Annotated in this window: 19 protein-coding genes; 9 read left to right on the plus strand and 10 right to left on the minus strand. The window is 72.9% G+C overall.

Annotated features, from left to right (window positions below):
- Nucleotides 1-64: 64 nt before the first annotated feature.
- Nucleotides 65-1,546, plus strand: coding sequence for an NAD(P)/FAD-dependent oxidoreductase (locus tag ACTWPW_RS37955; RefSeq protein ID WP_443171499.1), 1,482 nt, complete (start codon nucleotides 65-67; stop codon nucleotides 1,544-1,546).
- Nucleotides 1,547-1,636: 90 nt separating this feature from the next.
- Nucleotides 1,637-2,410, plus strand: a complete 774-nt coding sequence (locus tag ACTWPW_RS37960) for a DUF3152 domain-containing protein (protein WP_443171500.1) — start codon at nucleotides 1,637-1,639, stop codon at nucleotides 2,408-2,410.
- A gap of 24 nt (nucleotides 2,411-2,434) precedes the next feature.
- On the opposite strand, the gene ACTWPW_RS37965 is transcribed toward ACTWPW_RS37960, so the two are convergent.
- A complete protein-coding gene (locus ACTWPW_RS37965) occupies nucleotides 2,435-3,010 on the minus strand; it encodes a TetR/AcrR family transcriptional regulator (RefSeq protein ID WP_443171501.1) in 576 nt (191 codons plus the stop codon).
- A gap of 111 nt (nucleotides 3,011-3,121) precedes the next feature.
- On the opposite strand from ACTWPW_RS37965, the gene ACTWPW_RS37970 reads away from it, so the two are divergent.
- Both ACTWPW_RS37970 and ACTWPW_RS37975 read left to right on the plus strand, forming a co-directional pair.
- On the plus strand, nucleotides 3,122-3,910 hold the full coding sequence (locus tag ACTWPW_RS37970) for an SDR family oxidoreductase (RefSeq protein WP_375108455.1): 789 nt from the start codon (nucleotides 3,122-3,124) through the stop codon (nucleotides 3,908-3,910).
- A gap of 86 nt (nucleotides 3,911-3,996) precedes the next feature.
- Nucleotides 3,997-5,118, plus strand: coding sequence for an MBL fold metallo-hydrolase (locus tag ACTWPW_RS37975; RefSeq protein WP_443171502.1), 1,122 nt, complete (start codon nucleotides 3,997-3,999; stop codon nucleotides 5,116-5,118).
- Between the two features lie 43 nt (nucleotides 5,119-5,161).
- Here ACTWPW_RS37975 and ACTWPW_RS37980 read toward each other — a convergent pair whose 3' ends face one another.
- The gene (locus ACTWPW_RS37980) at nucleotides 5,162-8,878 is read right to left on the minus strand and encodes an AAA domain-containing protein (protein WP_443171503.1); all 3,717 of its coding nucleotides are present in this window, start codon (nucleotides 8,876-8,878) and stop codon (nucleotides 5,162-5,164) included.
- 65 nt (nucleotides 8,879-8,943) lie between these two features.
- Between ACTWPW_RS37980 and ACTWPW_RS37985 the strand changes: the two genes are divergently transcribed.
- A complete protein-coding gene (locus ACTWPW_RS37985) occupies nucleotides 8,944-9,858 on the plus strand; it encodes a pirin family protein (RefSeq protein WP_443171504.1) in 915 nt (304 codons plus the stop codon).
- Here the strand turns inward: ACTWPW_RS37985 and ACTWPW_RS37990 are convergent.
- The 6 genes from ACTWPW_RS37990 to ACTWPW_RS38015 all read right to left on the minus strand — a co-directional run bounded on the left by ACTWPW_RS37990 (nucleotide 9,855) and on the right by ACTWPW_RS38015 (nucleotide 19,479).
- Nucleotides 9,855-12,179 (minus strand): protein kinase domain-containing protein, encoded by a 2,325-nt coding sequence (locus tag ACTWPW_RS37990; RefSeq protein ID WP_443171505.1) that lies wholly within the window; start codon nucleotides 12,177-12,179, stop codon nucleotides 9,855-9,857. The two genes, ACTWPW_RS37985 and ACTWPW_RS37990, sit on opposite strands and share 4 nt — an antisense overlap.
- A gap of 81 nt (nucleotides 12,180-12,260) precedes the next feature.
- The gene (locus ACTWPW_RS37995) at nucleotides 12,261-13,214 is read right to left on the minus strand and encodes an ABC transporter permease (protein ID WP_375108459.1); all 954 of its coding nucleotides are present in this window, start codon (nucleotides 13,212-13,214) and stop codon (nucleotides 12,261-12,263) included.
- Nucleotides 13,211-14,194 carry an ABC transporter permease gene (locus ACTWPW_RS38000; RefSeq protein WP_443171506.1) on the minus strand — a complete coding sequence of 328 codons (984 nt, stop codon included), beginning with the start codon at nucleotides 14,192-14,194 and terminating at the stop codon, nucleotides 13,211-13,213. The genes ACTWPW_RS37995 and ACTWPW_RS38000 overlap by 4 nt, the downstream gene beginning before the upstream one ends.
- Nucleotides 14,187-15,827: a sugar ABC transporter ATP-binding protein gene (locus ACTWPW_RS38005; protein WP_375108461.1), complete on the minus strand. Its 1,641-nt coding sequence runs from the start codon at nucleotides 15,825-15,827 to the stop codon at nucleotides 14,187-14,189. The genes ACTWPW_RS38000 and ACTWPW_RS38005 overlap by 8 nt, the downstream gene beginning before the upstream one ends.
- On the minus strand, nucleotides 15,814-16,881 hold the full coding sequence (locus ACTWPW_RS38010) for an ABC transporter substrate-binding protein (protein ID WP_375108462.1): 1,068 nt from the start codon (nucleotides 16,879-16,881) through the stop codon (nucleotides 15,814-15,816). The genes ACTWPW_RS38005 and ACTWPW_RS38010 overlap by 14 nt, the downstream gene beginning before the upstream one ends.
- A 60-nt stretch (nucleotides 16,882-16,941) precedes the next feature.
- Nucleotides 16,942-19,479, minus strand: coding sequence for a PA14 domain-containing protein (locus tag ACTWPW_RS38015; RefSeq protein WP_443171507.1), 2,538 nt, complete (start codon nucleotides 19,477-19,479; stop codon nucleotides 16,942-16,944).
- A 162-nt stretch (nucleotides 19,480-19,641) separates the two neighbouring features.
- Here ACTWPW_RS38015 and ACTWPW_RS38020 point away from each other — a divergent pair, with 162 nt between their 5' ends.
- The 3 genes from ACTWPW_RS38020 to ACTWPW_RS38030 all read left to right on the plus strand — a co-directional run bounded on the left by ACTWPW_RS38020 (nucleotide 19,642) and on the right by ACTWPW_RS38030 (nucleotide 22,560).
- Nucleotides 19,642-20,442 carry a DeoR/GlpR family DNA-binding transcription regulator gene (locus ACTWPW_RS38020; protein ID WP_375108464.1) on the plus strand — a complete coding sequence of 267 codons (801 nt, stop codon included), beginning with the start codon at nucleotides 19,642-19,644 and terminating at the stop codon, nucleotides 20,440-20,442.
- 99 nt (nucleotides 20,443-20,541) lie between these two features.
- Nucleotides 20,542-22,023: a sugar ABC transporter ATP-binding protein gene (locus ACTWPW_RS38025; protein ID WP_375108465.1), complete on the plus strand. Its 1,482-nt coding sequence runs from the start codon at nucleotides 20,542-20,544 to the stop codon at nucleotides 22,021-22,023.
- A gap of 75 nt (nucleotides 22,024-22,098) precedes the next feature.
- Nucleotides 22,099-22,560, plus strand: coding sequence for an SRPBCC family protein (locus ACTWPW_RS38030; protein ID WP_443171508.1), 462 nt, complete (start codon nucleotides 22,099-22,101; stop codon nucleotides 22,558-22,560).
- Between the two features lie 64 nt (nucleotides 22,561-22,624).
- Here the strand turns inward: ACTWPW_RS38030 and ACTWPW_RS38035 are convergent, their stop codons facing one another.
- Together ACTWPW_RS38035 and ACTWPW_RS38040 are read right to left on the minus strand one after the other, a co-directional pair.
- A complete protein-coding gene (locus ACTWPW_RS38035) occupies nucleotides 22,625-23,629 on the minus strand; it encodes a coiled-coil domain-containing protein (RefSeq protein WP_375108467.1) in 1,005 nt (334 codons plus the stop codon).
- Nucleotides 23,630-23,742: 113 nt separating this feature from the next.
- Nucleotides 23,743-25,422: a protein kinase domain-containing protein gene (locus ACTWPW_RS38040; protein WP_443171509.1), complete on the minus strand. Its 1,680-nt coding sequence runs from the start codon at nucleotides 25,420-25,422 to the stop codon at nucleotides 23,743-23,745.
- 136 nt (nucleotides 25,423-25,558) lie between these two features.
- Between ACTWPW_RS38040 and ACTWPW_RS38045 the strand changes: the two genes are divergently transcribed.
- Nucleotides 25,559-26,197, plus strand: coding sequence for a GNAT family N-acetyltransferase (locus ACTWPW_RS38045; protein ID WP_375108469.1), 639 nt, complete (start codon nucleotides 25,559-25,561; stop codon nucleotides 26,195-26,197).
- Nucleotides 26,198-26,286: the final 89 nt, after the last annotated feature.

Raw genomic sequence — 26,286 nt, forward strand, 5'->3', positions numbered from 1 at the left:
CCGCATGGCAAGTGGGCGAACCCGGTCATCGGCCCAGGTCACCTCGGCTGCGAACATTGTGACCATGCGCGTAGTGGTGATCGGAAATGGCATCGTCGGGGCCGGTGCGGCCTACTACCTCACCCGCCGGGGCGCGACGGTGACCGTCGTGGACGGCGGGTACCCGGGCGAGGCGACGCAGGCGGGCGCGGGAATCGTGTGCCCGTGGGTGGACCATCCGGAGGACGACGACTGGTACCGCCTGACCCGCGAGGGCGCCCGTCACTATCCCGGGCTGGTGGAGGAACTGGGCGAGGACATCGGGTACGCCAAGGTGGGCGCCCTGCTGGTGGCCGAGGATCCGGTCGATCTGGAGCCGGTGCGGACGCTGCTGCGCCGCCGCCACCCCGACGCGCCGGAGATGGGCGACATCGTCGACGTCCCCGACCCGACCGAGCTGTTCCCGCCGCTGTCGGACACGCTGAGCGCGATCCTCGTGCCGGGTGCGGCGCGGGTAGACGGCCGGTCGGTACGCGACGCGCTCCTGCGCGCCGCCGTGGCCAGGGGCGCGGAGGTACGTACGGGCGCCGCCTCGCTCAGCCCGGACGGCCAGGTGTTCGTGCACCCTCCGGCCGGCACGGGCGCGACCTGGAACGGAGAGTGGGAGGTCCAGCCCCCGGAGGGAACCCCGGCGCCCCAGCCGCCCCCGGGCGCGGGCAACGCGGGCGCAGGAGCGGGCAGCGCCGACGCGGGTAGCGGGGTCGCAGAAGCGGGCGCGGGCAGGGCGGATGTAGCCAGTGGGACAGGGGCCGGTGGCGCCGGGGCCGGCGGGGCACAAACCGGTGGTGCCGGGGCCGGGGCGGTTGGCGGGGCCGGGGTCGGGGCGGTTGGCGGAGAGAGGCGGGCCGGCGGCGGGCCGGTTGGTTCGGCGGGGCAGGAGCCGGCCGGCGGTGAGACCACGTCCTGGCGGCAGGCCGCGCCCCTCGCGCCCACCCCCACACCTCCCATGGACGCCGGAACCCGGCGGTTCTCCGGCGAAGGGGTGCCGATCGAGGCCGACATGGTGATCGTCGCGGCCGGGGCCTGGACCGGGGAGGTGTGCCGGCCCCTGGGAGTCGAGTTGCCGGTCTTCCCCAGGCGCGGGCAGATCCTGCACGCCACCATGGAGGGCGTCGACACCGCCTGGTGGCCCATGATCCTGCCCCGGATGGGCCCGTACCTGCTGGGCTTCCCCGACTCCCGGGTGGTGATCGGCGCGACGGTCGAGGACGTGGGGTTCGCCCCGCGCGTCACGATGGGCGGGCTGGACGAGGTGATCCAGGCGGGGTTGCGGGTGGCGCCGGGGCTGTACAACGCGACGGTCGCGGAGGCGAGGGTCGGCCTGCGTCCCGTGTACGCCCCCGGCTCCGCCCTGATCGGCCCCCTCACGGGTCGCGTGGTGGTGGCGACAGGCCTGAGCGCGTACGGCCTGACGGCGGGCCCGTTCACCGGCCAGATCGCCGCCGCGCTCGCCCTCGGCGAGACGCCGCCCATCGACATCACGCCCTATGCCCCCACCAAGCCCTAAAGCGGACGATAGACACCCTGCCCGTCAAGCGCGACAAGGAGCCACGTAACATCGAAAACCTCCCCACCGTGATGTCGTGGGGAGGCCGCCTTGCCGCTGCTCGCACCGCCGCTGCCACTGCCGCTGCCACGGTCGCTGCCGCTGCCGCCGCTGCTCCTGCTCCTGCTCGTCGCGGCGGCCGGCTGCGCCACCACCACCGAGCCGGCCGCGCCACCACCACCGAAACCGGCGGCTCCGACGTCGCCGCCCACGTCGCCGCCCACGTCGCCGCCCACGTCGCCGCCGAAGCCGCTCGCGCCCCGGGCACCGGACCCGGCTCCGATCGAGGTGCCGCACAGGGCCTCGGGCCGGTACGCGGTCGTCCCCGGCACCGCCCCCGCCCGGCCGGGCCGCGGGGCGGTGGTGCGGTATCTGGTCGAGGTGGAGCGCGGGCTGCCGTTCGATCCGGGCGAGTTCGCCGCGGAGGTGCACAGGACGCTCAACGACGTACGCGGCTGGGGCCGCTTCCAGCGGGTCGACCACGGCCCGGTACGGGTGCGCGTCGCCCTGTCCAGCCCCGGCCTCACCAGCCGCCAGTGCCGCCCGCTGCGCACGGGAGGCGAGCTGTCCTGCTGGAACGGCCGCCGCTCGGTCATCAACGCCCTGCGCTGGGCGACGGGCGTCCCGCACTACGGCGCGGACCTGGCCGCCTACCGCCGCTATCTCATCAGCCACGAGGTCGGCCACGGCCTGGGGCACCGGCATCGCCCCTGCCCGGGGCCCGGCCGCCTGGCCCCGGTCATGACGCAGCAGTCGAAGTCGCTGGGCCGGTGCCGCCCGAACCCGTGGCCCTTCCCGCATCGCGGGCGGGACGAGGAACGCTGAGCGGAGGCTCCGGCGGGACCGGTTTCAGGCCAGGCCGCGCCCCGTGCCGACGCCGCGCAGCAGCGTGTCGACCAGGCGCGCGGCCAGGGCGTCCGGCTCGCCGTCGCGAACCTGTGCCGACTCGTGGATCAGCGCGTAGTACACGCGCTTGGCCCACTGCGGGTCCACGTCGCCGCGCAGCACCCCGGCCTCCTGGGCCCTGCTGAACAGCCGCTCGCAGCGCTCCTCGACGTCCGCGTGCACCCTGGCCACCTCGGGGTCGGCCGACAGCGCGCGGCTCATCGCGAAGTTCCAGTCGCTCTTGACCCGCAGCACGTTGGCCGTGACCTGGTAGAGCGCGACCAGCGGCGGCGTGGTGTCGGGGTTGGCGGCCTCCACGGCCTCGGCGAACTGCCGGGTGGCCCACGCCGCCATCGCGTCCACCAGCGCCTCGCGCGAGGCGAAGCGCCGGTGCACGGTCGTGCGCGCCACCCCCGCCGCCTCGGCGATCTGCTCCATGCTGGCCGCCGGGTGCCTGCTGAGCACGCGCTCGGCGGCCTCCAGGATCGTGCGCACCGTGCGCTCGGCGTCGGACCGCAGTGCCCTGGTCGTGTCACTCACGCCCCACAGAGTACGGCATCGTCCCCATTAACCTTCAACTTGCGTCACTGATGTTGCAAGTCGTAGGGTCATGGCATCACGACTGATGCGACTAATACGGGAGAACACGCCATGGACATGGGACTGACCGGCAAGACCGCCGTGGTGACGGGCGCGAGCAGAGGCATCGGGCTGGCGATCGTACGGGCGCTGACCGGCGAGGGAATGCGCGTCGTGGCCGCCTCCCGGACGATCTCGCCCGCGCTGAAGGAGACCGGCGCCACCCTGGTGACCGCCGACCTGTCCACCGCTCACGGGCCCGAGGAGCTGATCGGCCGGGCGCTGGCCGAGCTGGGCGAGATCGACCTCCTGGTCAACAACGTGGGCGGCGGCGACTCGGCCGGGGATCTCGTCGGCGGGTTCCTGGACACCGGCGACGAGGTGTGGCGCCAGGTCCACGACCTGAACTTCCTCAGCGCCGTACGCGCCACCCGCGCCGCCGTCCCGAGCCTGCTCCGGCAGCGCGGCACGGTGATCAACATCTCCTCCAACAGCGCCCGGATCCCGCACACGGGGCCCGTCGCGTACGCGACCGCCAAGGCCGCGCTGACCGCGTTCGGCAAGGCGCTGGCGGAGGAGTTCGGCCCGCAGGGGGTGCGGGTGACCACGGTCTCGCCCGGCGCCACCCGCACCTCGATGTGGGAGGCCGAGAACGGGTACGGCGCCGCCGTCGCGGCGGCCCACGGCGTGGAACACGAGCACTTCCTGGCGGGGCTGCCGTCGAACGCCGGGATGACGACCGGTAGGTTCGTCGAACCGGACGAGGTCGCCGCGCTGGTGACGTGGCTGGCATCGCCGCACGCGGGAAGCGTCAGCGGCGCCGACTACGTCATCGACGGTGGAGCGATCAAAACCGTCTGACCTATCGCGATATATCGTAGAAGAGGACTACCGGGGAGTCCCGTTCGGCCGAGCGGGACGCAGAGAATTCCAGGGGAGAGTGGGCGATGGCAGGAAAGCGGACGGCACGGCGGATCCTCGCGGGCGGCGCGACCCTCGCCGCGGCCGGCTGGGTGTTGCGCGAGGTGCCCGCCGAGCTGGGCGTGCGGCCGCTGACGTCGGGGCCGGACCGGGCGGCCAGGATACGCCGCTCGCCGCAGTTCAGGAACGGCACGTTCGTCAACACGATGCCCGAGGCGACGACCTTGATGACCACGCCGCCCGTGAGCCTGGTCGGCGAGCTGGCCAAGGACCGGGAGCGGCGCCGGCCGGGCGGGATCGTGCCGCTGCGCGTTCCGCCGTCCGACCCGCCGCCCGCCGACGGGGTGCGCGCCGTCTGGTACGGCCACGCCTCCACGCTGGTGGAGATCGAGGGCAAGCGGGTGCTGTTCGACCCGGTGTGGAGCCGGCGGCCCTCTCCCTCGCAGCTCGTCGGCCCGAAGCGGCACCATCCGGTGCCGGTGGAGCTGGGCGAGCTGCCGCAGGTCGACGCGATCGCCATCTCGCACGACCACTACGACCACCTCGACATGGCCACCGTGCGCTCGCTGACCCGCACCCAGAGGGCGCCGTTCCTGGTGCCGCTGGGCATCGGGGCGCACCTGGAGCGGTGGGGCGTGCCGGCATACCGGATCATCGAGCTCGACTGGGAGGAGGAGGCGACGGTCGCGGGGCTGCGCTTCGTCGCCACGGCGGCCCGCCACTTCTCGGGCCGGGCGTTCACCCGCAACGACACGCTGTGGGGGTCCTGGGTGGTCGCCGGGGCGGCCCGGCGGGTGTTCTACGCGGGCGACTCCGGATACTTCGCGGGATACCGGGGCATCGGCTCGGCGCACGGGCCGTTCGACCTGACGCTGATGCCGATCGGCGCCTACAGCCCGGCCTGGCCGGACATCCACATGAACCCCGAGGAGGCCGTCAACGCCCACCTCGACCTGGGCGGCGGGCTGCTGCTGCCGGTGCACTGGGCGACGTTCACGCTGGCCCTGCACCCGTGGGCGGAGCCGGTCGAGCGGCTGTGGCTGGAGGCCAAGGCCCGCGACGTCGAGATCGTCGTGCCCAGGCCGGGCGAGGCGGTGGACACCTCCGCCGCCCCGCCGGTGGAGGGCTGGTGGGAGACGCTGAGCTGAACCGGGCGGCGGGAGACCCGGGGTTCTCCCGCCCCCCGGGGCTTCAGCCGCGCCGGTCCAGCTCCCCGCCCGGCGACCGCTCCGGCGCGGCAGCGGTTCCAGGGGCGGGGGCGGGCCCAGAGGCGGGCCCAGCAGCGGGCGCCGGTTCAGGGGTGGGGTCGGTCTCGGCGACCGCCCGCTCGTACGCCCGGCGCAGCTTGTCGGCCTCGGCCTGCGGGTCGTGGAACCAGTTCGTGGACCACAGGCGGTGGAAGTTCCAGCCGATCCGCTCCAGGTGCTCCTTGCGCAGCCGGTCCCGGTCGCGGACGCTGCGCGAGTCCCGGTACGAGGCCCCGTCCGCCTCGATGGCCAGCACCATCTTGTCCGGGTCGCGGGGATGGGTGGCGGCGAAGTCGACGCGGAAGCCGCCCACGCCGTACTGGGGCACGACGGTGATGCCGTACCCGGCCAGCCGGTCCCGGACGTCGGCCTCGAACGGGTTGAGCGCCGTCCCGCCGGAGGCGTCGGCCGGGGTGCCGCCCGAGCCGGCGTACTCCAGGTAGTCGGCCAGCAGCCGGGCCCCGGCCTTGGTGACCCGGGCGGGGTCCACGTCGTGGCTGGAGAAGGAGCTGACCAGGGTCAGCCGGTGCTTGGCGCGGGTGGCGGCCACGTTCAGGCGGCGCTCGCCGCCGTCGCGCAGCAGCGGCCCCCACTGGTAGCGCATGCGGCCGTCGCGGTGCTTGCCGTACCCGACGGTCAGGATGATCGCGTCACGCTCGTCGCCCTGGACGCGTTCGAGGTTCTTGACGAAGAACGGCTCGGGCGCGTCCTCGGCGAAGAACTCCTCCAGCTCCGGATGCCCGGCCAGCGCCTCCCGCAGTGCCTGGTCGACGCGCTCGGCGTGGCGCATCCCGAGCGCGATCACGCCGAGCGACTCGCCGGGGCGGGCGCGGGCGTGGTCGAGCACGAGCTCCACCACCTTGCCCACCTCCCCGTCCCCCTCCACCGGTGAGTGCTCGACCACCACGTGCCGCAGGCAGTCACCCCGCGACACGCCCGGGAACGTGGTCAGGGCGCCGCCGTAGATGCGCGCGTTGGAGAAGGCCACGAGCCGCTCGTCCCTGCTGCGGTAGTGCCAGGTCAGCGGCCACGTCGGCAGCAGCGGCCGGAGCGCGTCGAGCACCGACTCGAACCCGGCTCCGAACGACACCAGGCTCTCCTCGTCCTCGCCCTCCTCGGCGCCGTCGGCGACCTGACGGAAGAAGTTCGTCGGCGGGAGCTGCCGGTCGTCCCCGGCGACCACGATCTGGTGCGCCCGCATGATGGACGGGACCGCGTCGGCGGGCACGATCTGGCTGGCCTCGTCGAAGATCACCACGTCGAACAGCCGGGTCGTGGGCAGCACCTGGCTGACGATCAGCGGGGACATCGCCCAGCACGGCTTGAGCGCGAACAGCACGTCGCCCGCCTGGTCCAGCAGCCGGCGCAGCGGGAGATGGCCCCGCCGCAGGGCGGCCTGCTTGCGGATCACCCGGGCCTGCAGCGGGTGCCGGTCCTCGGCGTCGCTCAGCCTGACGGCCCACGCCCTGCGCACCCTGGCCCGGTTGGCGGCCTGGTGCCGGACGTCGCGCTCGCGGAAGTCCCCGGCGATCTCGTCCAGCGCCTCGCCCCGCTCGGCGGCGTAGCGGGGGTCGCTCACCCTGACGTGGTCGAGCACCGAGGAGTGCCAGACGTGGTCGAACGCGGCCGCGGCCAGCCCGGCGTCCGCCTGCTTGCGGGCCAGGTCGTCGAGGAGCTGGCCCAGGCCCAGGCCGTCGAGGCGCATGCCGAGCTCGTACAGCCTGGGCAGCTTCCACGCGGTGTCGCGGTCGTCGCAGAGCGCGGCGAGCGCCTCCTCGGGGTCGTCGGGCACGCGTACGTAGGCGCGCAGCGAGGTGAGCCGCTCCTCGCACTCGCCCTGGAGGCGCAGCAGGTCGCCCAGGTCGGGCGGCGGCCACGGCGGCCGGCCCGGCTCCCCTTCCGCGCGGAGCCCGTCCCACTCCCCGAGCTGGGCGGCCGCCCGCGCGAGCGCGGCGTGCAGCTCGGCGCGTTCCGGCTTGGCGGTGCCCAGCCACAGCGCCCGCGCCCGTTTGCGCAGTGCGTGCCGCTCCCGCAGCCCGGCCTGGGCGCGCTCCCCCGTGGCCTCGGCCAGGCGTGCCGGCCCGGCCTCGAAGACGCGCGGCGACAGCCGCCGCATCGTCTCCGCGACCCCGGCGAACAGCCGCAGCCGCTCCAGCCGCTCGCGATGCCCCTCCGGCTCGCGCAGCCCGGCCGCGGCGCACGCCTGGCCCACCCGGTAGGCCAGCAGCGGCAGCAGGTGCGAGTGCAGCCGCGAGGCCAGGTCGCCGGCCTGCCGGGCCTGCTCGGGGGTGCGCAGCGCGGCGCCGTACCAGGGGGTGCCGCCCGGCCGCAGCGTGAAGCCGCCCAGGTGGGCGAACTCGCGCAGCTCGTCCCTGATCCGGTCGGCCGCCTCCGCGTCGATCCGCCGCGGGTCCGTCAGCCGTACGGGCGTGCGCGCCTGCGCGGGCACGCCGAGCAGCGCCGACTGGATCTGGAACGCCGACAGCCCCCACGGCTCGTGCGGCTCGTGCAGCCCGGCGACGTGCCGCGACAGCCGCCGCTGCCGGTCCACCAGCCGCCGGTCCAGCTCCTGCTCCGGCCCCTCGGTCACGGTCTGCGCCAGGTCCAGCGTGTCGCCCAGGTCGCGGGCGATGCGCAGCCTGTCACGGGTGCCCTCGTGGATGTCGAGCACCAGGTCGCCCAGGTCGGCGCCCTTGAGCCGGGACAGGACGGCGTCGATGGCGGCCCGCTTCTCGGCCACGAACAGCACTTTCCTGCCCTTGGCGACGAGCGCGGCGATGAGGTTCGCGATGGTCTGGCTCTTGCCGGTGCCCGGCGGGCCGTGCACGACCAGGCTGCGCCCCGACAGCACGGCGGCGATGGCGCTGCGCTGGGAGGAGTCGGCGTCCAGCACCGAGTAGTCGTCCTGCGGGGAGTCCAGGGCGAGCGCATCGCCGCGGTCGCCCGACAGCAGCTCCTGCGCGCCCGGGTCGCCCGCGATGGCGGCCACCACGTCGCTGTCGGCCAGCAGGTCTCCGGCCGCCTGCATGTCCCTGACCATGGGCAGCTTGGAGTAGGTGAAGGTGCCGATCACCAGCCGGTCCTCGATGTCGAACCCGGGCACCTCGGCCGCCGCCGCGATCGCGCGCAGCCGGCCGTGGTCGGCGGCGGCCCGCTCGGGGTCCGCCCCGAAATTCGCGCCGAAGACGGTGGTGAGCTTGTGCAGCAGGACCGGGTTGACCTCGTGCTCGTCGTCGAGGGTGAGGTCGAAGTCGTCGTGCCTGGCCCGGGTGGGGGTGATGGTCAGGCCGCGCAGCAGCACGGGCGCGGCGGGCTCCAGGAACAGCTCGTCCCAGCGGGCCATGCCGGTGGCCAGGTACGCGGCCCTGATGCCGCGCTCCTCCAGCAGCTCGCGGGACTTGCGGTGGATGGCCTGCACGCGCCTGATCGCGTCGGCCCTGACGTCGGCGTCGGAGAACAGCCGGGTGAGCCTGATCGAGCCGGTGCGCAGGAAGCGTTCGAGCTTGTCGGGATCGGCCTGGGCCAGGTCGAGGGTGCCGGCCCGCCGGTCCTTGTAGTAGAGCAGCGTGTTGCGCCCGCCCAGGTCGGTGAGCGCCGATATCCAGTTGGCCTGGGCCGCCTCGATCAGGGTGGCCCTGCGGCTGTCCAATGGCTCTGCCATGAACGTCTCTCCTGCCCTGGTGGGCCCTTTGCAGTCCCGAGGCGGGCAGAACGTACAGTCTTGCCGTGAGCAACCTGGAGCTTGACCCGCGGGAGATCCGCTGTGCCGCCGGCGAGGAGGCCGGCGGCGAGGTGTTGGAGGGGCGCGAGGTGCCGCTGGGCGGGCCGCGCGCGATGGCGGTGAGCAGGACGCTGCCGGGCGCGCACCGGCGCATGATCGGCGCCTGGTGCTTCGTGGACGCGTACGGGCCGCAGACGGCGACCATGCGGGTGCCGCCGCACCCGCACACCGGCCTGCAGACGGTGAGCTGGCTGGTCGCGGGCGAGGTGCTGCACCGCGACAGCCTGGGCACGCTGCAGGAGATCCGCCCCGGCCAGCTGAACCTCATGACCGCCGGGCGCGGAATCTCGCACTCGGAGGAGTCGCCGGAGACGCTGCTGCACGGCGTGCAGCTCTGGGTGGCGCTGCCCGGCGGGCACCGGCACGTCGAGCCGGGCTTCGAGCACCACGCGTCGCTGCCCGTGCTGTCCGGGCCGGGGTTCGAGGCGACCGTGATGATGGGGTCGCTGGGCGGGGTGACCTCGCCCGCGACCGCGTACAGCCCGCTCGTGGGAGCCGAGATCGCCGTGGACGGAGCGTGCGAGGTGCCGGTCGAGCCAGGTTTCGAGCACGGGCTGCTGCTGCTCGACGGCGAGGTGGCGGAGCTGGCGGCGGGGCCGCTGGTGTACCTGCCGCCGGGGCGGTCGGCCGTGCGGCTGTCGGGGCGCGGACGGGTGCTGCTGATCGGCGGCGAGCCGTTCGGCGAGGAGATCGTCATGTGGTGGAACTTCGTCGGCCGCACCCACGACGAGATCGTCGCCTACCGGAAGGAGTGGATGGAGGGCGAGGGGTTCGGCTCCGTCGAGGGGTTCGACGGGGAGCCGCTCCCCGCGCCCGTCCTGCCCGGCACGCGGCTCAAGCCGCGCGGCCGGGTCCGCTAGCGGCGGGTGTAGGTGTAGACGACGTCGAGGCTGGTCGCCTTCTCCGGTACGTCGGCCAGCAGGCGCACCATCCTGCCGGTGAAGTCGATCACCTGGATCTGCTGCCGGTCCGCCGTGCCGTCCGGGCCCACCCAGCACGCCAGGTGGTCGTCGTCGTACCAGGTCGCCAGGCCGGCGCAGGGCGACTCGATCCGCTTCACCTCGGCCCCCGTCCGGGTGTCGTAGACGCAGTTGTTGCCGCTGCGCAGGCCCGGGCAGTCGGTGACGAACCTCTGGCCGGACGGCGAGAACAGCGCGTCGGCCAGACCCGCGCCCACGTTCGGCAGGCGGCGCACCCGCGTGCCGCCGGCGTCGAAGAAGCGCAGCGCCTGCTGGCCGGCGTCGTTGGACAGGGCGACCACGCCGGTGCCGGTGTGGTCGAAGCCGTAGCGGATGCCCTTGAGCGAGCCCTCCCGCAGCGAGGTGACCTCGGCCTGGCGGGTGTTCACGTCCACGATGGCGAAGCCGGTGGACTGCCAGACGCCCTTGACCGGGTTGCCGACGTTGACCAGCAGGTGGGTGCTGTCCCGCGACCAGGCCTGCACGTACGCGCTGAGCGGCTGCCGCGAGGTCCTGACCGTGAACCGCCGGGCCGTGACCTTGTCGGTGATCTCCACGGTGTCGTAGCCGTCGACGAAGCTCTTGCCGCGCTGGGCCAGGTAGCGGCCGTCGGGCGAGAGCATGCTCTCCCAGGTGTTCTTGTAGCCGGTGAACGATCCGGTGAGGGAGTCGCGGGTGTAGTAGACCCAGTCGCCGGACTTGGCGTCCTTGACCAGGTAGGTGGTGAGCCTGATGGGGTCGGCCGGGCTCTCGTAGACGGTGGCGGCGGTGTCGGGGAGCTTGACCGCGGCCAGGTTCGCGGTGGGCACGGGGGTCGGCGTCGGGGACGGGGTCGGCGTGGTCGTGGCGGTGGGGCGGGCCGGCGGCACGCCCGGGAGGTCGACGACGGTGACCGTGACGACGGCGACGGCCGCCAGCAGCGCCACCCCCGCCACGGCCGCCCCGATCAGCCGGCCCCTCCGGTTGCCCGGAAGGGGTTGCGGCGGAGGTGGCAGCGGGGGCGGCGGGTGCGGAGCCGTCCCGGGCGGCTGGTGACCGGGGCCCTGGTGGGGCGCGCTGAGGTAGCCGGGCTCCTGGTGGGACGCGCCTGGCCGGCCGGGCCCCTGGTAGGCGGCGTTCTGGTGATCCGGTCCCTGGTAGGCGGCGTTCTGCTGGCCCGGTCCCTGGTCGGCGGCCGGGGGCGGCCAGGGCGCGCCGGCGGGGTGCTGCGGGCCGGATGGGTGGCCGGAGCCGGGCGGCCGCCACTGTGACGGCCCGATCGGCGGCCCGATCGGCGGTGGGGGCGGCAGCTGGATCGGCGGCCCGGTAGGCGGTGGGGGCTGCTGCTGGGGGCCGGAGCCGGCGACGGCGGATGCCTGGCGGGGGTCGGTGGATACCTGGCGGGGGTCGGTGGAGGGCTGGCGGGGGTCGGTGGAGGGCTGGCGGAGGAGGTGGTGGATCACCTGCTCGGCCGTCGGCCGCCGGGCCGGGTCCTTGGCCAGGCAGGCCGCGACGAGCTCGCGCAGCGGTCCGGTGAGCCGGGACAGGTCCGGCTCGGTGTGGAGGACCCGCTGGATGATCGCCGGCACCGTCTCCGCCTCGAACGGCCCCGCCCCGCCGGCCGCGAACACCATCGTGCTCCCCCACGCGAACATGTCCGCCGCCGGTCCCACCGGCTGGGCGAGGATCTGCTCGGGCGCCATGAACGCCGGCGTGCCCACCGGCATGGACGTGATCGTGGAGGTCGCGTCGAGCGCCCTGGCGATGCCGAAGTCGATCACGCGGGGGCCGTCGCCGGCCAGGATCACGTTGGCGGGGCCGAAGTCGCGGTGCACGATGCCGGCCTGGTGGATCGCCGCGAGGGCGGTGGCCGTGCCGACGGCCAGGCGGTGCAGGGCGGGCTCCGTGCGCGGCCCGTCCTCGGCGACCGCCCGCTGCAGGGACGGGCCCGCCACGTACTCGCTGACGATGTACGGCCGCTCCTCGTGCACGCCGGTGGCCAGCACCTGCGCCGTGCAGAACGGCGCCACCCGCCGCGCCGCCGCGGCCTCCCTGGCGAAGCGCTCCGCCGCCACCGCGTCCCCCGCGAGGTGGGGGCGCAGCCACTTGATCGCCGCCTGTCTCCCCTGCTCGTCCACCCCCAGGTAGACGACTCCTTGCCCGCCCTCCCCCAGCCGTCCGCGGATCTCGTGGCCTCCGAGGCCGACGGGGTCTCCTGCTCTCAGCTCAGTAATCGACGGCATGTCCGGATTATGAGCGTCGAATCTTGCAATCGGCTTGACTCGATCGAAGGTCCCCGGGAAATGGTCCCGGGGACCCGCCTGTCAGGTCAGCCGCTGCGCCTTGCTCAGCAGCCGCTGCGCGACCACCACGAGCGCCAGGAACACGCCGCTGACCACCTGCTGGAACGCCGAGGTCAGGCTGCCGACCTGGTTGATCAGGCTCTGGATGACGCCGAGCAGCAGCACCCCGGCCACCGAACCCGTGATGCCACCGGCGCCGCCGGTCAGCAGGGTGCCGCCGATCACCACGGCGGCGATGGCGTCCAGTTCGAGGCCGATGCCGAGGATCGTCACGCCGGAGGAGAGCCGGGCCGCGTTCAGGGCGCCGGCCAGGCCCGCGAGCAGGCCCGACATGACGTACACGTACACCTTCGTCCGCGCGACCGGCACGCCCATCAGGGCCGCGGCCTGCTCGTTGCCGCCGATGGCGTAGACGTTCTGGCCGAAGCCCGTGCGCTGCAGCAGCACCATCGCAATCAGGGCCAGGGCGATGGTGATGTGGACGGGGTAGGACAGGCCGAGGATCTCGCCCTGCCCGAGGGCGGCGAAGGAGCGGTCCTTGACGAGGTAGGTGGTGGCGCCCTCGTCGGAGATCGCCAGCATCAGGCCGCGCACGCCGAGCAGCCCGGCCAGGGTCACGATGAACGGGGCCATCCCCGTACGCGCGATCACCAGGCCCTGCAGCAGCCCCACCGTCCCGCACACCGCCAGCGGCAGCAGCAGCGCGACGGCCGGGCCGTACTGCGAGCCGTAGGCCGCCAGCACCCCGCCCAGCACGAACAGCGATCCCACCGACAGGTCGATCCCGCCGCTGATGATCACGAACGTCATTCCGATCGCGATGATCGCGAGGAACGACGAGGACACGACCACGCTGGCGGCGTTCGCCGGCGTGGCGAAGGAGTCGAAGGCCAGGCTGCCCACGATCACCAGCAGGCCCAGCACCATGACGGCGCCGTGCTGCTGGAGCGTCCGGCTCACCTGCTCGCGGTTCATCGGGTCCCCCGCTTCCTGGTGGCGTAGACGGCGGCCAGGATGATGACCGCCTGGACCATCTGGGTCCACGACTGCGGGAGGTTGTGCTTGATCAGCGTGGCCGCGAGGAGCTGCATGAGCAGCGCGCCCATGACCGTGCTGAGCACCCTGATCCGGCCGCCGGTCAGCGGCGTGCCGCCGACCACGACGGCGGTGATCGCCGACAGCTCGATGAACAGGCCGAGCGAGGTCGGGTCGCTGGCCTGCAGCCGGGCCGTGGCCAGCACCCCGGCCAGGGCGGCGAGCAGGCCGGAGATCACGTACACGATCAGCAGCACCCGCTTGACCGGCAGGCCGGACAGCTCGCTGGCCGACCGGTTGCCGCCGATGGCGACGACCTGCCGCCCGAACGTGGTGCGCCGCACCACGAACAGCACGATCAGCGTCAGCGCGGCGGCGATGAGCACGATGACCGGGATCCCGGCGACCGAGCTGCTGCCCAGGGCGATCAGGTCGGGGTTGCGGAACTCGACGAGCTGCGGCACCAGGACGTTCGCCAGCCCGCGCACGCCGACCAGCAGCGCCAGCGTCGCCACGATGGGCTGCACCCCGACGTACGCCACCAGCGCCCCGCCCGCGGCGCCCACGACCGCGCCGCCGACCACGGCCACGAGGAGGGCGGGCAGCCAGCCGTACCCGAGGTAGAGCACGGTCAGCGCGGCGGCCAGCGCCATCACCGAGCCGACCGACAGGTCGATGCCCTGGGTGCCGATCACCAGCGCCATGCCCAGCGAGACGATCACGATGGGGGTGACCTGGACGAGCTGGGTACGGAAGTTCGACGCGTCCAGGAAGTGCGGGGTGAACAGCACGTTGAACAGCAGCAGGACGAGCACGGCCGCGTACACGCCGTAGTCCTGCACCCAGGCGTACACCTGCGGCTTGAGCACGGCGACGCGGCCGCCCGGCGGCGAGCCCCGATCGTGCGTGAGCTCAGCCATCCGACTTCCCCGCGATCGTCTGCTCGGCGATCGTCGCCATGATCCTCTCCTCGGTCACCTCGTCGCCCGACAGCTCCCCCACGACCGCGCCCTCGCGCAGCACGAGGATCCTGTCGGCGCCCTCGACCAGCTCCTCCAGGTCGGAGGAGATCAGCAGCACGCCCAGTCCTTCCTGCGCCAGCTCGTCGATCAGCCCCTGCACCTCTGCCTTGGCGCCGACGTCGATCCCGCGGGTGGGCTCGTCCAGCAGCAGCACCTTGGGCCGCACGGCCAGCCAGCGGGCCAGCAGCACCTTCTGCTGGTTGCCGCCGGACAGCTCGGAGACCAGCTGGTGCGGCGAGGCGGCCTTGATCCTCAGCCTCCGCATGAAGATCTCGACCACCCGGTCGATCTTCGCCTCGGACACCACGCCCGCTCTGCCGAGGGAGGGCAGGGCGGCCAGGGCGATGTTCTCGCGGACGGACAGGGTCGGGATGATGCCCTCGGCCTTGCGGTCCTCGGGCAGCAGGCTGACGCCCGCCCTGATCGCCGCCGCGGTGGAGCCGGCGCGCAGCGGCAGCCCGGCCACGAGCACCTGCCCGCCGTCCAGGGGGAGCGCGCCGACGATGGCCTTGGCGGTCTCGGTACGGCCCGCGCCGAGCAGGCCGCCCAGCCCGACGACCTCGCCCGGCCGGACGCTCACGTCCACGCCTTCGAGGACGTGACGGCGCGTCAGGCCCCGCGCCTCGACGACCGGGACCTGCCCGTTCGTGCGCGGGCCCGCCGCCGCCTCGTCCGGCGCCGCGGACGGCTCTGCGGGCGGCTCTGCGGGCGGCTCTGCGGGCGGCTCTGCGGGCGGCGCGGCGCGGCGGTCGCGGGAGAACCGGGTCAGGCCCTGGGAGCGGACCTCGTTCAGCTCGCGGCCGAGCATGAGCGAGATGAGCCTCAACCGCTCCAGCTCCGCCAGCGGCCCCGTGTGCGCCAGGCGGCCGTCACGCAGCACGGTCACCTGGTCGCACACGCGGTAGAGCTCGTCGAGGCGGTGGCTGACGTACATGACGGCGATCCCGCTGTCGCGCAGCCGCCTGATCACGCCGAACAGCGTGTCCACCTCGCGCGGCTCCAGCGACGACGTGGGCTCGTCCATGATGACCACCCGCGCGTCCACCGACACCGCCCGCGCCAGGGCGACCATCTGCTGCGCCCCGACGCCGAGGGTGCGCAGCGGGCGGCGCACGTCGGTCTCGACGCCGTAGCCGGACAGGACGCGTTCGGCCTCGCCGTACATGGCGGCGGCGTCGATCACCCCGAACCTGCCGCGCGGCTCGCGACCGAGCAGCAGGTTGCGGGCCACCGACATCATGGGGACGAGGTTGACCTCCTGGTAGATGGTCGAGATCCCGGCGCGCTGCGCGTCCATGGGGGTGCCGAAGGCGGCGCCCGTGCCCCGGTAGCGCAGCTCGCCGCCGTCCGGCTGGTACACGCCGGTGAAGACCTTGATCAGCGTGGACTTCCCGGCGCCGTTCTCGCCGACGAGCGCGTGCACCTGGCCCGGGAGCAGGGCCAGGGACACGCCGTCGAGGGCGAGCACGCCGGGGAAGCGCTTGCTGACCCCCCGAGCTTCGAGAACCGGTTCCAACTCAGTACGCCTCACCGAGGGAGTCCTTGGCGTTGGTCGTGTCGTAGTCGCGGTCGGAGATGATCACCTTGTCGGGGATCGCCTGGCCGTCCAGGAACTTCTGGGCGGTCTCGAAGGCGAGCGGGCCGAAGCGCGGGTTCGACTCGATGACCGCGTGCAGCCAGCCGTCGGCGATGCCCTGGACGGCGCTGCGGGTGCCGTCCACAGAGACGATCTTGATCTCGCCGGGCTCCTTGCCCGCGCCCTTCAGCGCGGTGACCGCGCCCAGCGCCATCTCGTCGTTCTCGGCGTAGATGCCGTTGATGTCGGGGTTGGACTGGATGAGCTGCTCGGTGACCTGCTGCCCCTTCTCGCGGGCGAACTCGCCGGTCTGCTCGAACGAGATCGTGATCTCGGGGGCCTTCTCCTTGACGCGGTCCTTGAAGCCGTTCGTGCGCTCGGTGGTGACGTTGTTGCCGGGGGCGCCCAGCAGGATGGCGACCTTGCCCTTGCCCGACAGTGCCTCGATCATCCGGTCTGCGGCGCGCTTGCCCTGCTCGTAGAAGTCCGAGCCGATGAAGGTCAGGTAGTCGCTGCACGCCTTGGCGTTGATCTTGCGGTCGACCGTGATGATGGGGATCTTCTTGGCGGCGGCCTGCTGGAGCACGGGCTCCCAGCCGTCGGAGTTCAGCGGGGCGATGACCAGGAGCTGCACGCCCTGCGCGATGAGCTGCTGGACGTCGGTGATCTGCTTGGAGAACTGCGACTGGGCGTTGGTGACCTTGAGGTTCGTGATGCCCAGCTTGGCGGCCTCGTCCTTGATGGACTTGGTCTCCGCGATGCGGAACGGGTTGGCCTCCTTCTCCGACTGGGAGAAGCCGACCGTGGCCGTCTTGAGGTCGAACTTCGTGCCGCCGAACTGCTGCAGCGTGCACGTCGGCCCGGCCGTGCCGGAGGGCGTCTGGACGACCTGCTGACCGGCCGTACTGGCGGCGGCCGGCGCGCTCTGCGGCTCCTCGGCCTTGGCGCAGGCGGCCGCGGTGAGGAGGACGGCCAGGGCCAACGCGGCTGTCCGGAGATGGGGGGTCATCGCGGTTCCTTCCTATCAGGTGCGGCGCCCGGGCCGCAGGGGCCCGGGCGCGGGGGAGGATCAGCTACAGGTGGGGTTGATCGCGCCCGTCAGCGCCTTGTGCGCGTCGTGGACGCGCTTGACGTCGGGCTTGGTGATCGCCCGGTCGTACGTCATGAGGCCGTTGATCTCGGTCTCGACGTCCGTCGTCTGGGTGTAGATCGCGGCGCTGAGCTGCTCGCAGGCGTGCAGTTTCTTCAGTTCCTCGACCATGTTCACGTAGCGGTTGGTGAGGGCCTCGGGGTCCGGCTCGCCCGCGTAGCCCCAGCCGCCGCCGGACCAGGTGTGGCCGACCACGGGCAGGGCCAGGCCGCCGTACTCGCCGATGACGTTCGCCCGGCCGCCCGACGGCTTGCCGGGGTTGCCGGGGCCCGGGTAGATGTGGAAGTCCTTGACGTCGCCGTTGCCGCCGTCCACGGCGCCGCAGCAGTTGATGCCGCTCATGTTGTTCACCAGGCGCGAGGGGTCCCAGCTCTTGACCAGGTCGGCGACGCGCGCCTGGTCGTACTGGCCCCAGCCCTCGTTGAACGGCACCCACATCACGATCGACGGGCTGCTGCGGTGCTGGTCGACCAGCTCCTTCAGCTCGGCCTCGAACTGCGGCCGGTCGGTGGTGCGGAAGGCCGACGGCATGTCCTGCCAGACCAGCAGGCCCAGCTTGTCGGCGTGGTGGTACCAGCGGTCCGACTCGACCTTGACGTGCTTGCGCACGGCGTTGAAGCCGAGGGCCTTGGTCTGCTCCAGGTCGTAGCGCAGGGCCTCGTCGGTCGGCGGCGTGTAGATGCCGTCGGGCCAGAAGCCCTGGTCGAGCGGGCCGATCTGGAAGACCGGCTGCCCGTTGAGCAGCATCCGGTTGCCGGAGACCGAGATGGAGCGCATCCCGAAGTACGACTCGACCTTGTCGTTCTTGAGCCTGACCTCCAGGTCGTACAGGTGGGGGTCGTCAGGGGACCACAGCTTGGGATCGGGCACCGGGAGCCGCAGCTCCTTGCCGACCTGGCCGCGGACGATGCCGACCACGCGCCGGCCGTCCCTGGCGATCACGGTGGCGGTGCCGGGCGAGCCCTGGACGGTGACGTACAGCGCCTGGCCGCGCAGGTCGGGGGTGGTGTCCACGCGGTCGATGCGGTCCTTGGCGACCGGCTCGATCCAGACGGTCTGCCAGATCCCGGAGACGGAGGTGTACCAGATGCCGCTGGGGTTGAGGCGCTGCTTGCCGATGGCCTGGGCGCCGTTGTCGGTGGGGTCGTACACGCCGACGACCAGCTCCTGCGGGCCCGACCGCCTGAGCGCGTCGGTCACGTCCACGCTGATCCGGCCGTAGCCGCCCTTGTGCGTGGTGACCTGCCTGCCGTTCACGTGGACCGTGGCGTCCCAGTCCACCGCGTCGAGGTGCAGCAGCAGCCGCTCGCCGCGCCAGGTGCGGGGCACCTCGAACGTGCGGCGGTACCACATGCGCTCCTCGTGCCGCCCGATGCCGGACAGCTGCGACTCCACCGGGTACGGCACCACGATCCGCTCGGGCAGCTCCTTGCCGTAGGGGGCGGCCTCGCCCTCCTTGGCCGGGGCGAACTGCCAGGTGCCGTTGAGGCTGCGCCACCGGTCGCGGACGAGCTGCGGCCGGGGGTACTCGGGCAGCGGGTTCGCCGGGTTCATGTCGTCGGCGAACTTGCTCTTGAGCACGTAGGTGGAGGCGTTGACCACGTGGGCGAAGGGGTAGGCGGCCAGCGGGGTGCCGTCGGCGTAGGCGATGCCGCCGGCGCCGTCATAGGAGGTGCGGACGGTGCCGCCCGCCTTCGACGGGACCGGGTACCGCAGCTTGAGCTCGACGGTCTCCGGGCTCTTCTGCACCGCGGAGGTGACCGGCCAGGCCGCGGCGCCGACCGTGACGGCCAGCTTCCTGGCCGCGTCGGCGGGGAGCGCGGCCAGCGGCTTGGCGTACGTCAGGGTGGCGACGTCACCGGCGGTGTTCAGGCGGGCGTCGTAGGGCCCGTCCGGCTGGAAGTCCGCGGGCACGGTGAGCGCGTCCATGGGGACGACGGCCTTCGGCTGACTCGGGCTCTGCCAGCGCAGGCGCAGGTTGGCGCCGCCGAAGTGCTCGAAGTACTCGACCTTGATGTCGTACTCGCGGCCCGCTTCGAGGGCGATCGGGGTGCCGATCTGCTCCCGGTCCCAGTCGTCCACCCAGTGGTCGATGATCGGCTTACCGTCCACCCAGAGGCGGAAGCCGTTGTCGCCGATGATGGAGAAGGTGTAGCTCTCGGTGTACTCGGCGGTGATCTGGCCGGTCCACCGTACGGTGACGTCGTCCTCCCTGCCGGTCAGCAGCTTGAACGTCGGGTTCAGGTCGGCCAGCTCGAGGTTCGGGTCGATGATGCTCGCCTTGAGCTCGGCGAAGTCGAACTTTCCCGCCGCCGAGGCGAGGTAGTAGTCGCCGCGCAACCCGTTCCGCTCGGGAAGGGCTGTCGACTGGGCGGAGGCGGGGGCCGGCATGTGCCATAACACGGACATCAACACGGACATCAGCACGGCCAGCAGCAACGCAAGGCGCTTACGCACGGGGGGTCCTTTCGAAACGCGCCGATCAGGTTCGGACAGCTTTTGACCCTGACACGCTCCAAAGTAAGCACCGGCGGACCGAGGCGGTCAAGATTTCCGATCAAATTCGTTCTCGTTCGGTCAGAGGTGAACTCATGTTGGCGCGTCTACTATGATCGGGACGTGAGCGACACGCAGAGCGACGGACGCCGGCCCGTGTTCGCCGCTGAACGCCGGCAGCGCATCCTCGAGCTGGTGCGCGCCAACGGCGCCGTGTCGCTGCGCGAGCTGGCCCAGGCCGTCCACTCCTCCGAGGTGACCGTCCGCCGCGACCTGCGCGCGCTGGAGTCGGAGGGCCTGCTCAACCGCCACCACGGCGGCGCGACCCTGCCCGGCGAGCTGTCGCGCGAGGCCGGCTACGCGCACAAGGTCTCCCTGGAGTCCGCCGAGAAGGCCGCCATCGCCGATCTGGCCGGCGCCCTCGTGGAGGACGGCGACGCGATCGTGATCGGTCCCGGCACCACCACGCAGGAGTTCGCCCGCCGCCTGACCAGGCACTCCGAGCTGGCGGTGGTGACCAACTCGCTGCTGGTCGCCCAGGTGCTGGCCGGCTCGCCGCGGATCGAGGTGATGCTGACCGGCGGCACGCTGCGCGGCTCGATCCTGGCCCTGGTGGGCAGCGCCGCCGAGCACTCCCTGGCCGGGCTGCGGGTGCGCCGGGCGTTCGTCTCGGGCAACGGGCTGACCGCCGAGCGTGGCCTGTCGACGCCGAACATGCAGGTGGCGGGGGTGGACCGGGCACTGGCGGCGGCCGCCGAGGAGGTCGTGGTGCTGGCCGACCACACCAAGATCGGCGTGGACACGATGGTGCAGACCGTCGCGCCCGACCGCATCGACCACCTGGTGACCGACGACTCCGCGCCGCGCGACGTGCTCGACGAGCTGAGCGCGCGCGGCGTCCGCCTGCACGTCGCCCAGTTCTGATCGCTCTGCTGATCGCCTTTTCTGATCGAATGTGACAATCCCGTTACTGGAACGTTTCCTTTCCGGACCACGATCGAGGCGGAGGCAACCGTGCTACAGGTGGCTGGCGTTCTCAAGGCGTTCCAGGGTGTCACCGCCCTCGACCACGTGACCCTGTCCGTGCGCACCGGCGAGGTGCACGCCCTGATCGGCGGCAACGGAGCGGGCAAGTCGACCCTCGTCAAGGTGCTGTCGGGCGTCCACCAGCCGGACGCGGGCGAGCTGCGCCTCCTCGGGGAGCCGGTCAGGTTCGCCGGGCCGGCCGACGCCAGGCGCGCGGGGATCGCCACGATCCACCAGGAGACGAACCTCGTACCGACGATGAGCGTGGCCCGCAACCTGCTGCTCGGCAGGGAGCCCAGGGGCCGGCTCGGGCTGATCGACTCGGCCGCGGTGCACGCCCGCGCCGGGGAGGTGCTGGCCGCGTACGGGCTGGAGGTGGACGTGCGCCGCCCGCTCGGCTCGCTGGGCGAGGGCGCCCGCCAGATCGTCGCCCTGGCCCGCGCGGCCTCGGCGGACGCCCGGCTGGTCATCATGGACGAGCCCACCACCGCGCTCGACCACGCCGAGCTGGAGACCCTGTTCGGGGCCGTGACCAGGCTGCGCGAGGAGGGCCGCTCGGTCATCTACGTCACGCACCGGCTGGAGGAGCTCTACGGGATCTGCGACCGCGTCACGGTGCTGCGCGAGGGCCGGGTCGTGCACACGGGTCCGCTGGCCGGCCTCGACCGGCTGCGGCTGGTCTCGCTCATGCTGGGCCGGCCGTTCCACCCGGTGGAGCCCGCCCTCCAGGCGGGCGAGCCGGACGTGCCCGCCGACGCGCCGGTGCTGGAGGCCAAGGGCCTGACCCGGCAGCACGTGCTGGACGGGGTGTCGCTCGTGATGCGGGCCGGCGAGGTGGTCGGCCTCGGCGGGCTGCTCGGCGCCGGCCGCAGCGAGACCGCCCGCGCGATCGCGGGGGTGCTGCCGGTGGACGCCGGGCAGGTCACGGTGGCCGGCTCGGCGGCGCGCAAGTGGTCGATCAGGAGCGCCGTGCGCGCCGGGATCGGCCTGGTGCCGGAGAACCGGAAGACCGAGGGCATCGTGCCCACCCTCTCGGTACGCGACAACATCGCGCTGGCCGCCCTGCCGCGCCTGTCACGGGCCGGGATCGTGTCGGACGCGCAGGTGGACGCCATCGTGGCGACGTTCATGCGGCGGCTGGGCATCAAGGCGGTCTCGCCCCGCCAGCCGGCCGGGGAGCTGTCGGGCGGCAACCAGCAGAAGGTGCTGCTGGCCCGGTGGCTGGCCATGCACCCCAAGGTGCTGCTGCTGGACGAGCCGACCAGGGGCGTGGACGTGGCCACCAAACTGGAGATGCAGGCGCTGCTGGACGAGCTGGCCGTGGACGGGCTGGCCATCCTGCTCATCTCCTCCGACGTCGCCGAGCTCGTCGAGAACTGCGACAGCGTGGTGGTCCTCAGGGACGGCGCGATCACCGACCAGCTCACCGGCCCCGAGGTCACCGAGGACCGCCTGCTGGCGGCCCTGGCGAAGGACTAGCGGGGTGCGGGTGCCGCGTCGGGCAGGGCGATTCCCGGGGTCATGCGGGGCACACGAGGGTGCTAGGGTCGCGCCATGCCACGTACGGACAGGGCGTCGCGGTTGATCGCCGCGCGACCCGATCGTGTCTGGGCCGCGCTCGTCGATCGCGAGGCGCTCGCGGCGTGGCTCCCGCCGGCCGGGATGACCGGCAGGTTCGAGCGATTCGACGCCCGGCCGGACGGGTCGTACCGGTTGGTGCTGACCTACTCCGACGCGTCCGGCGCCGCCGGCAAGGCGACCGTCGATTCCGACATCGTCGAGGCGCGCTTCGTCGACATCGTCCCCGGCGTGCGGGTCGTGCAGGCGGTGGACTTCGTCTCCGACGATCCTGCCTACGCCGGCACGATGACCATGATCTGGGAGGTCACCGCCGTCGGAGCGGGGACGCGGGTCGACATCGTCGCCGACGACGTCCCGGACGGCATCTCCGCGGCGGACCACGCCGAGGGGCTCGCCTCTTCCCTGACGAACCTGGCCGCCTACGTGGAGCGTTAGCCCTCGCCGATGCCGCGTCAGGCGATGTCCGTCCTCCGCAAGGTCGCGACGTGTCACCGGATCTCTAGTAGACCGAGATGTGCGGGTGGTCGTAGTGGTTGGCCGTCGTGCCGCCCCGGTCGGACATGGTGCGCCATGAGCCCGTCCTGACGTGCCAGATGCGCTGCCGGAAGATGATGTACATGATCCCCAGCCGCTTGGCGTTCTTGATCGCCCAGGCGGCGATCTGGTCGCCGCGCTCCAGCTCGGCCGCCGACGGCATCGCGCCGCCCCGGCTCAGCATGAAGTCGCAGGCCCGGCCGAGCGGGTGCTCGCCGCCGTCCTGGATCGCCCGGTAGCAGCCGATCCCGTACGGCACCTCGAACCGCTCCTGGATGAGCTGCTTGACCAGCCGCATCCGGGGCGTGATGTGGTCCGGCCCCTCGGGGAGCTGCGGCACCCACGTGCCGTCGGGCCGCCGCACCCCCGGCGCCGTGTAGAGCTGGTCGATCTTGTCCTTGATCCGCTCGATCTGCTTCTCGGCCTTGGCCTTGCGCTCCTCCAGGTCCTCGACGGTCTCCTCGAGCTCCCCGGAACGCGCGGCGGCCTCGTCCTTGGCCTGCCGGTGGGTGTTCCTGACGGCGGCGTAGCCGCGCAGCCTGGCGTCCTGCACGTCGATCAGGTGCTGGGTCAGCGCCATCCGGCCGAGCAGGCCGGAGGGGTCCTGGCTGCTGCTGAGCAGGGCGATCTGGCCGGGCTCGCCGCCCATGTACTTGGCCAGCGCCATGGCGCGCAGCTCGGCGGACTGGCGGTCGTAGACCTCCTGGGCGGCGGCCAGCTTCTCGCGGGCCGCCTTCTCGGCCTTCTCCGCCTTCTCCCTGGCGATGCGGCTGTTGTAGTACTCGGTGATGAGCTTGTCCGAGTCCTTCTGCAGCGCGGCCAGTTCCTTCTTGAGCTGCTTGACCGTGGGCTTGGGATCGGCCTGGGCCGGTGCCGCCGCGAGCAGGAGCACCACGGCCAGCGCGGCGCTCGTGCCCCGCCACGTGCGGGGCGTGCGGGCAGGCCGGTCGGCGGAGGACGCAACCGCCACTCTTCTCCTTACCCCGAGCCACAGGGCAGGTTCCGGTCATGAACTATTCAGCCCGGGGGGACGCCCTCTATCCGACGCACGATAGTAGGGGATCAGCGCCACCGGCGTGCAAATCAGCCTTTTTCACCATCGCGGGGCCGGCGTACCCTGCGGACCACGATCTGCCGTCCGAGCAGCACCGATCCGGGCACCACCAGGACCAGCCCGAGCAGGCCGGATCCCACCCCGACGCCGACGTCGGCGTCCACCACCCCGTCGCCGTCGCCGCCGAGCAGCGGAAGACCGAGGGACACGCTGATCGAGATCGAGATCAGCGGCCCTCTCTCCCTGGTCGGCGGCGGCTCGGGCGCGCTCGACGTGGGGGGCCGGGTGGCGGGCGGCTGCTCGCCGTTGCCGGGCGGGTCGCTGGCGGGAGGGTCGTTGTCCGGGGGTGAGCTGGTGGGCGGGCGGGTGGTCGGCGCCGGCCCGCCGGTCCGCGTGGGCTCCCTGGTCGGTTCCTTCGTGGGGTCGCGCGTGGGCTCCCTGGTCGGTTCGCGGGTGGTCGCCCCGCCGGTGGGCCCGCCGGTGGGGCGGCCCGTGGGCCGGCCCGTGCCCTGGGGCGGCCCGCCCGTGGGCGGCGTGGTCGGCAGGCCCGCGTACGTGATGGTCGGCGTGATGGGCCCGCTCCCCGTGGGCTCCTCGGAGGGCACGGCCTCGGAAGGCGTCGGCTCGACCGGCGACGGCGAGCCGGGGGTGAACGGCGGGGCCGACGTGGCGGGCGGCAGGGCGGCGCCGCTCCGCTGGTCGGGCGTGTCGCCCAGGATCACGAACGCCGACGCCACGGCCGCCGCCGTCGCCAGCACCAGGCCACCGGTCACCGCGAACTTGCCGACCGGCGTGAGCGTGCTCTGGAACATGCTCGTGGTGCCGCCGCCACCACCGTCCGTGGCCGCCTGGGGCTTCGGCAGCAGCGCGGCCAGGGGCAGCGTGAGGATCCCGAGCCCGGTACGCCCCCGCAGCTCCCATTCCTCCCCGTACGCCGCCCGCGCGACCTCCTCCAGCTCCTCCAGGAACGCCTCCGCCGACTCCGGGCGGCCCGTGGGGTCCTTGGCCAGGCCGTGCTCGACCAGCGGGCGCAGCGGCTCCGCGACGTCGTCCAGCGGGGGCGGCACGTGCTGGTGCTGGTAGGCCAGGGCGGCCACGTTCTCGCCCTGGAAGGCACGGTGCCCGGTCAGGCACTCGTAGAACACCAGGCTCGCGGCGTACACGTCGGTCGCCGGTCCGGCCGGGGCGTCGTCCCACTGCTCGGGCGCCATGTATGACGGGGTGCCGGCGAGCGTGGCCGTCTCCCCGAAGTGCGCCGCCACGCCGAAGTCGACGAGCTTGCTGTCGCCGTCCTGGGTGATCAGGACGTTCTCGGGCTTGAAGTCGCGGTGCACGATCCCGTGCCGGTGCGCCTCGGCCAGCCCCAGCAGGGCGCCCTTCAGCACCGCGAGCGCGGCCTCGGCGCCGGTCGCGCCCTCGTGCTCCAGCAGCCGGCGCAGCGTGATGCCGTCGACCAGCTCCATCACGATGACGGCGTCGTCGTCGCCCTCGACGTAGTCCAGCAGGCGGGCGGTGTGGGGGCTGTCGATCTCCCGGATGACCTGGGCCTCGGCCCGGAACCGCGCGACGAACCGGGCGTCCTCGCGTAGGGCTTCGGATAAGTGCTTGATCGCGACCGCGAGCCCGTCGGACTCGCGCACGGCGAGCATCACCCGGCCGGTCCCACCGTGGCCGAGTTCCCGGATCTCCGTGTAGCCGGGAACTTCCATCCTGGGACCTCCTGAGCCGATAAAGATCCTTATGTCAGGACGCTATCCCGGCGTCACAGGCCGTGTCGAGCCCCTTCGCGCGAGTAACCACCACCCTGCTGCAATCGGTATTTTTACTACTTCTTATAGTAGTTCCGTGTCACTCACAGATCATCTGCGCCACTGGCTCGGTGCGTGGCCACCGCAGGAGAAACTGCAGGTCACAGGCTCGGTGCGACGCACCGAACCCGGCTGGGACGGCCGCGTCTACCCGGCGCTCGGCGTCGGCTCACCCGACGGGGCTGTGCTGTCGGTGGCGCCGGAGCACGTGGGGCGGGTGACGGCCGCGCGATCCCTGAGAGAGGTGCCCGAACTGGTCGGGTACGCGGAGCGCGGCTGGTTCGAGGCCGTCTTCCGGTGGAGCACCCGGCCGGCCCCGCTGCCGGACGCCGGGCAGTGGATGCCCGCCGACGCGCCGGGCGTGCCGGACTGGCTCTGGCCGTTCGGCGGGGAGGTGCTGGTGGCGGTGGACCCTGACTCGGGCGAACACCTGGCCGGCGTGGGGATCAAGCGCCACGACGGGTACGGGCGGGAGTTGTCGGTGGTGACGGCCCCGGCGGCGCGCGGGCGCGGGCTGGCCCGGCGGCTGGTGGCACAGGCGGCGCGGCGGGTGCTGGACGAGGGGGCGGTGCCCACGTACCTGCACGCGCTCACGAACACGGCGTCGGCGGCCGTGGCGAACGCCGCCGGCTTCCCGGACCGCGGCTGGACCGCCTTCGGCGTCGCCGAACGCTGACCCACCCCGAGCACCTTCGCCCCCCGCACCGCCCCGACCCGCCCTGACCGGCCTGAAGGGTCCTGACCGACACAGCGGATCAGACGGCC

The organism is Nonomuraea sp. KM90 (assembly GCF_052246675.1).
Taxonomy (GTDB): Bacteria; Actinomycetota; Actinomycetes; order Streptosporangiales; family Streptosporangiaceae; genus Nonomuraea.

Coding starts and splice junctions, on each gene's coding strand:
- ACTWPW_RS38000 (WP_443171506.1), bottom strand. CDS start 14,194: ATGGCTGAGCTCACGCACGATCGGGGCTCGCCGCCGGGCGGCCGCGTC.
- ACTWPW_RS37970 (WP_375108455.1), top strand. CDS start 3,122: ATGGACATGGGACTGACCGGCAAGACCGCCGTGGTGACGGGCGCGAGC.
- ACTWPW_RS37955 (WP_443171499.1), top strand. CDS start 65: ATGCGCGTAGTGGTGATCGGAAATGGCATCGTCGGGGCCGGTGCGGCC.
- ACTWPW_RS37990 (WP_443171505.1), bottom strand. CDS start 12,179: ATGCCGTCGATTACTGAGCTGAGAGCAGGAGACCCCGTCGGCCTCGGA.
- ACTWPW_RS38030 (WP_443171508.1), top strand. CDS start 22,099: ATGCCACGTACGGACAGGGCGTCGCGGTTGATCGCCGCGCGACCCGAT.
- ACTWPW_RS37980 (WP_443171503.1), bottom strand. CDS start 8,878: ATGGCAGAGCCATTGGACAGCCGCAGGGCCACCCTGATCGAGGCGGCC.
- ACTWPW_RS37975 (WP_443171502.1), top strand. CDS start 3,997: ATGGCAGGAAAGCGGACGGCACGGCGGATCCTCGCGGGCGGCGCGACC.
- ACTWPW_RS37995 (WP_375108459.1), bottom strand. CDS start 13,214: ATGAACCGCGAGCAGGTGAGCCGGACGCTCCAGCAGCACGGCGCCGTC.
- ACTWPW_RS38010 (WP_375108462.1), bottom strand. CDS start 16,881: ATGACCCCCCATCTCCGGACAGCCGCGTTGGCCCTGGCCGTCCTCCTC.
- ACTWPW_RS38040 (WP_443171509.1), bottom strand. CDS start 25,422: ATGGAAGTTCCCGGCTACACGGAGATCCGGGAACTCGGCCACGGTGGG.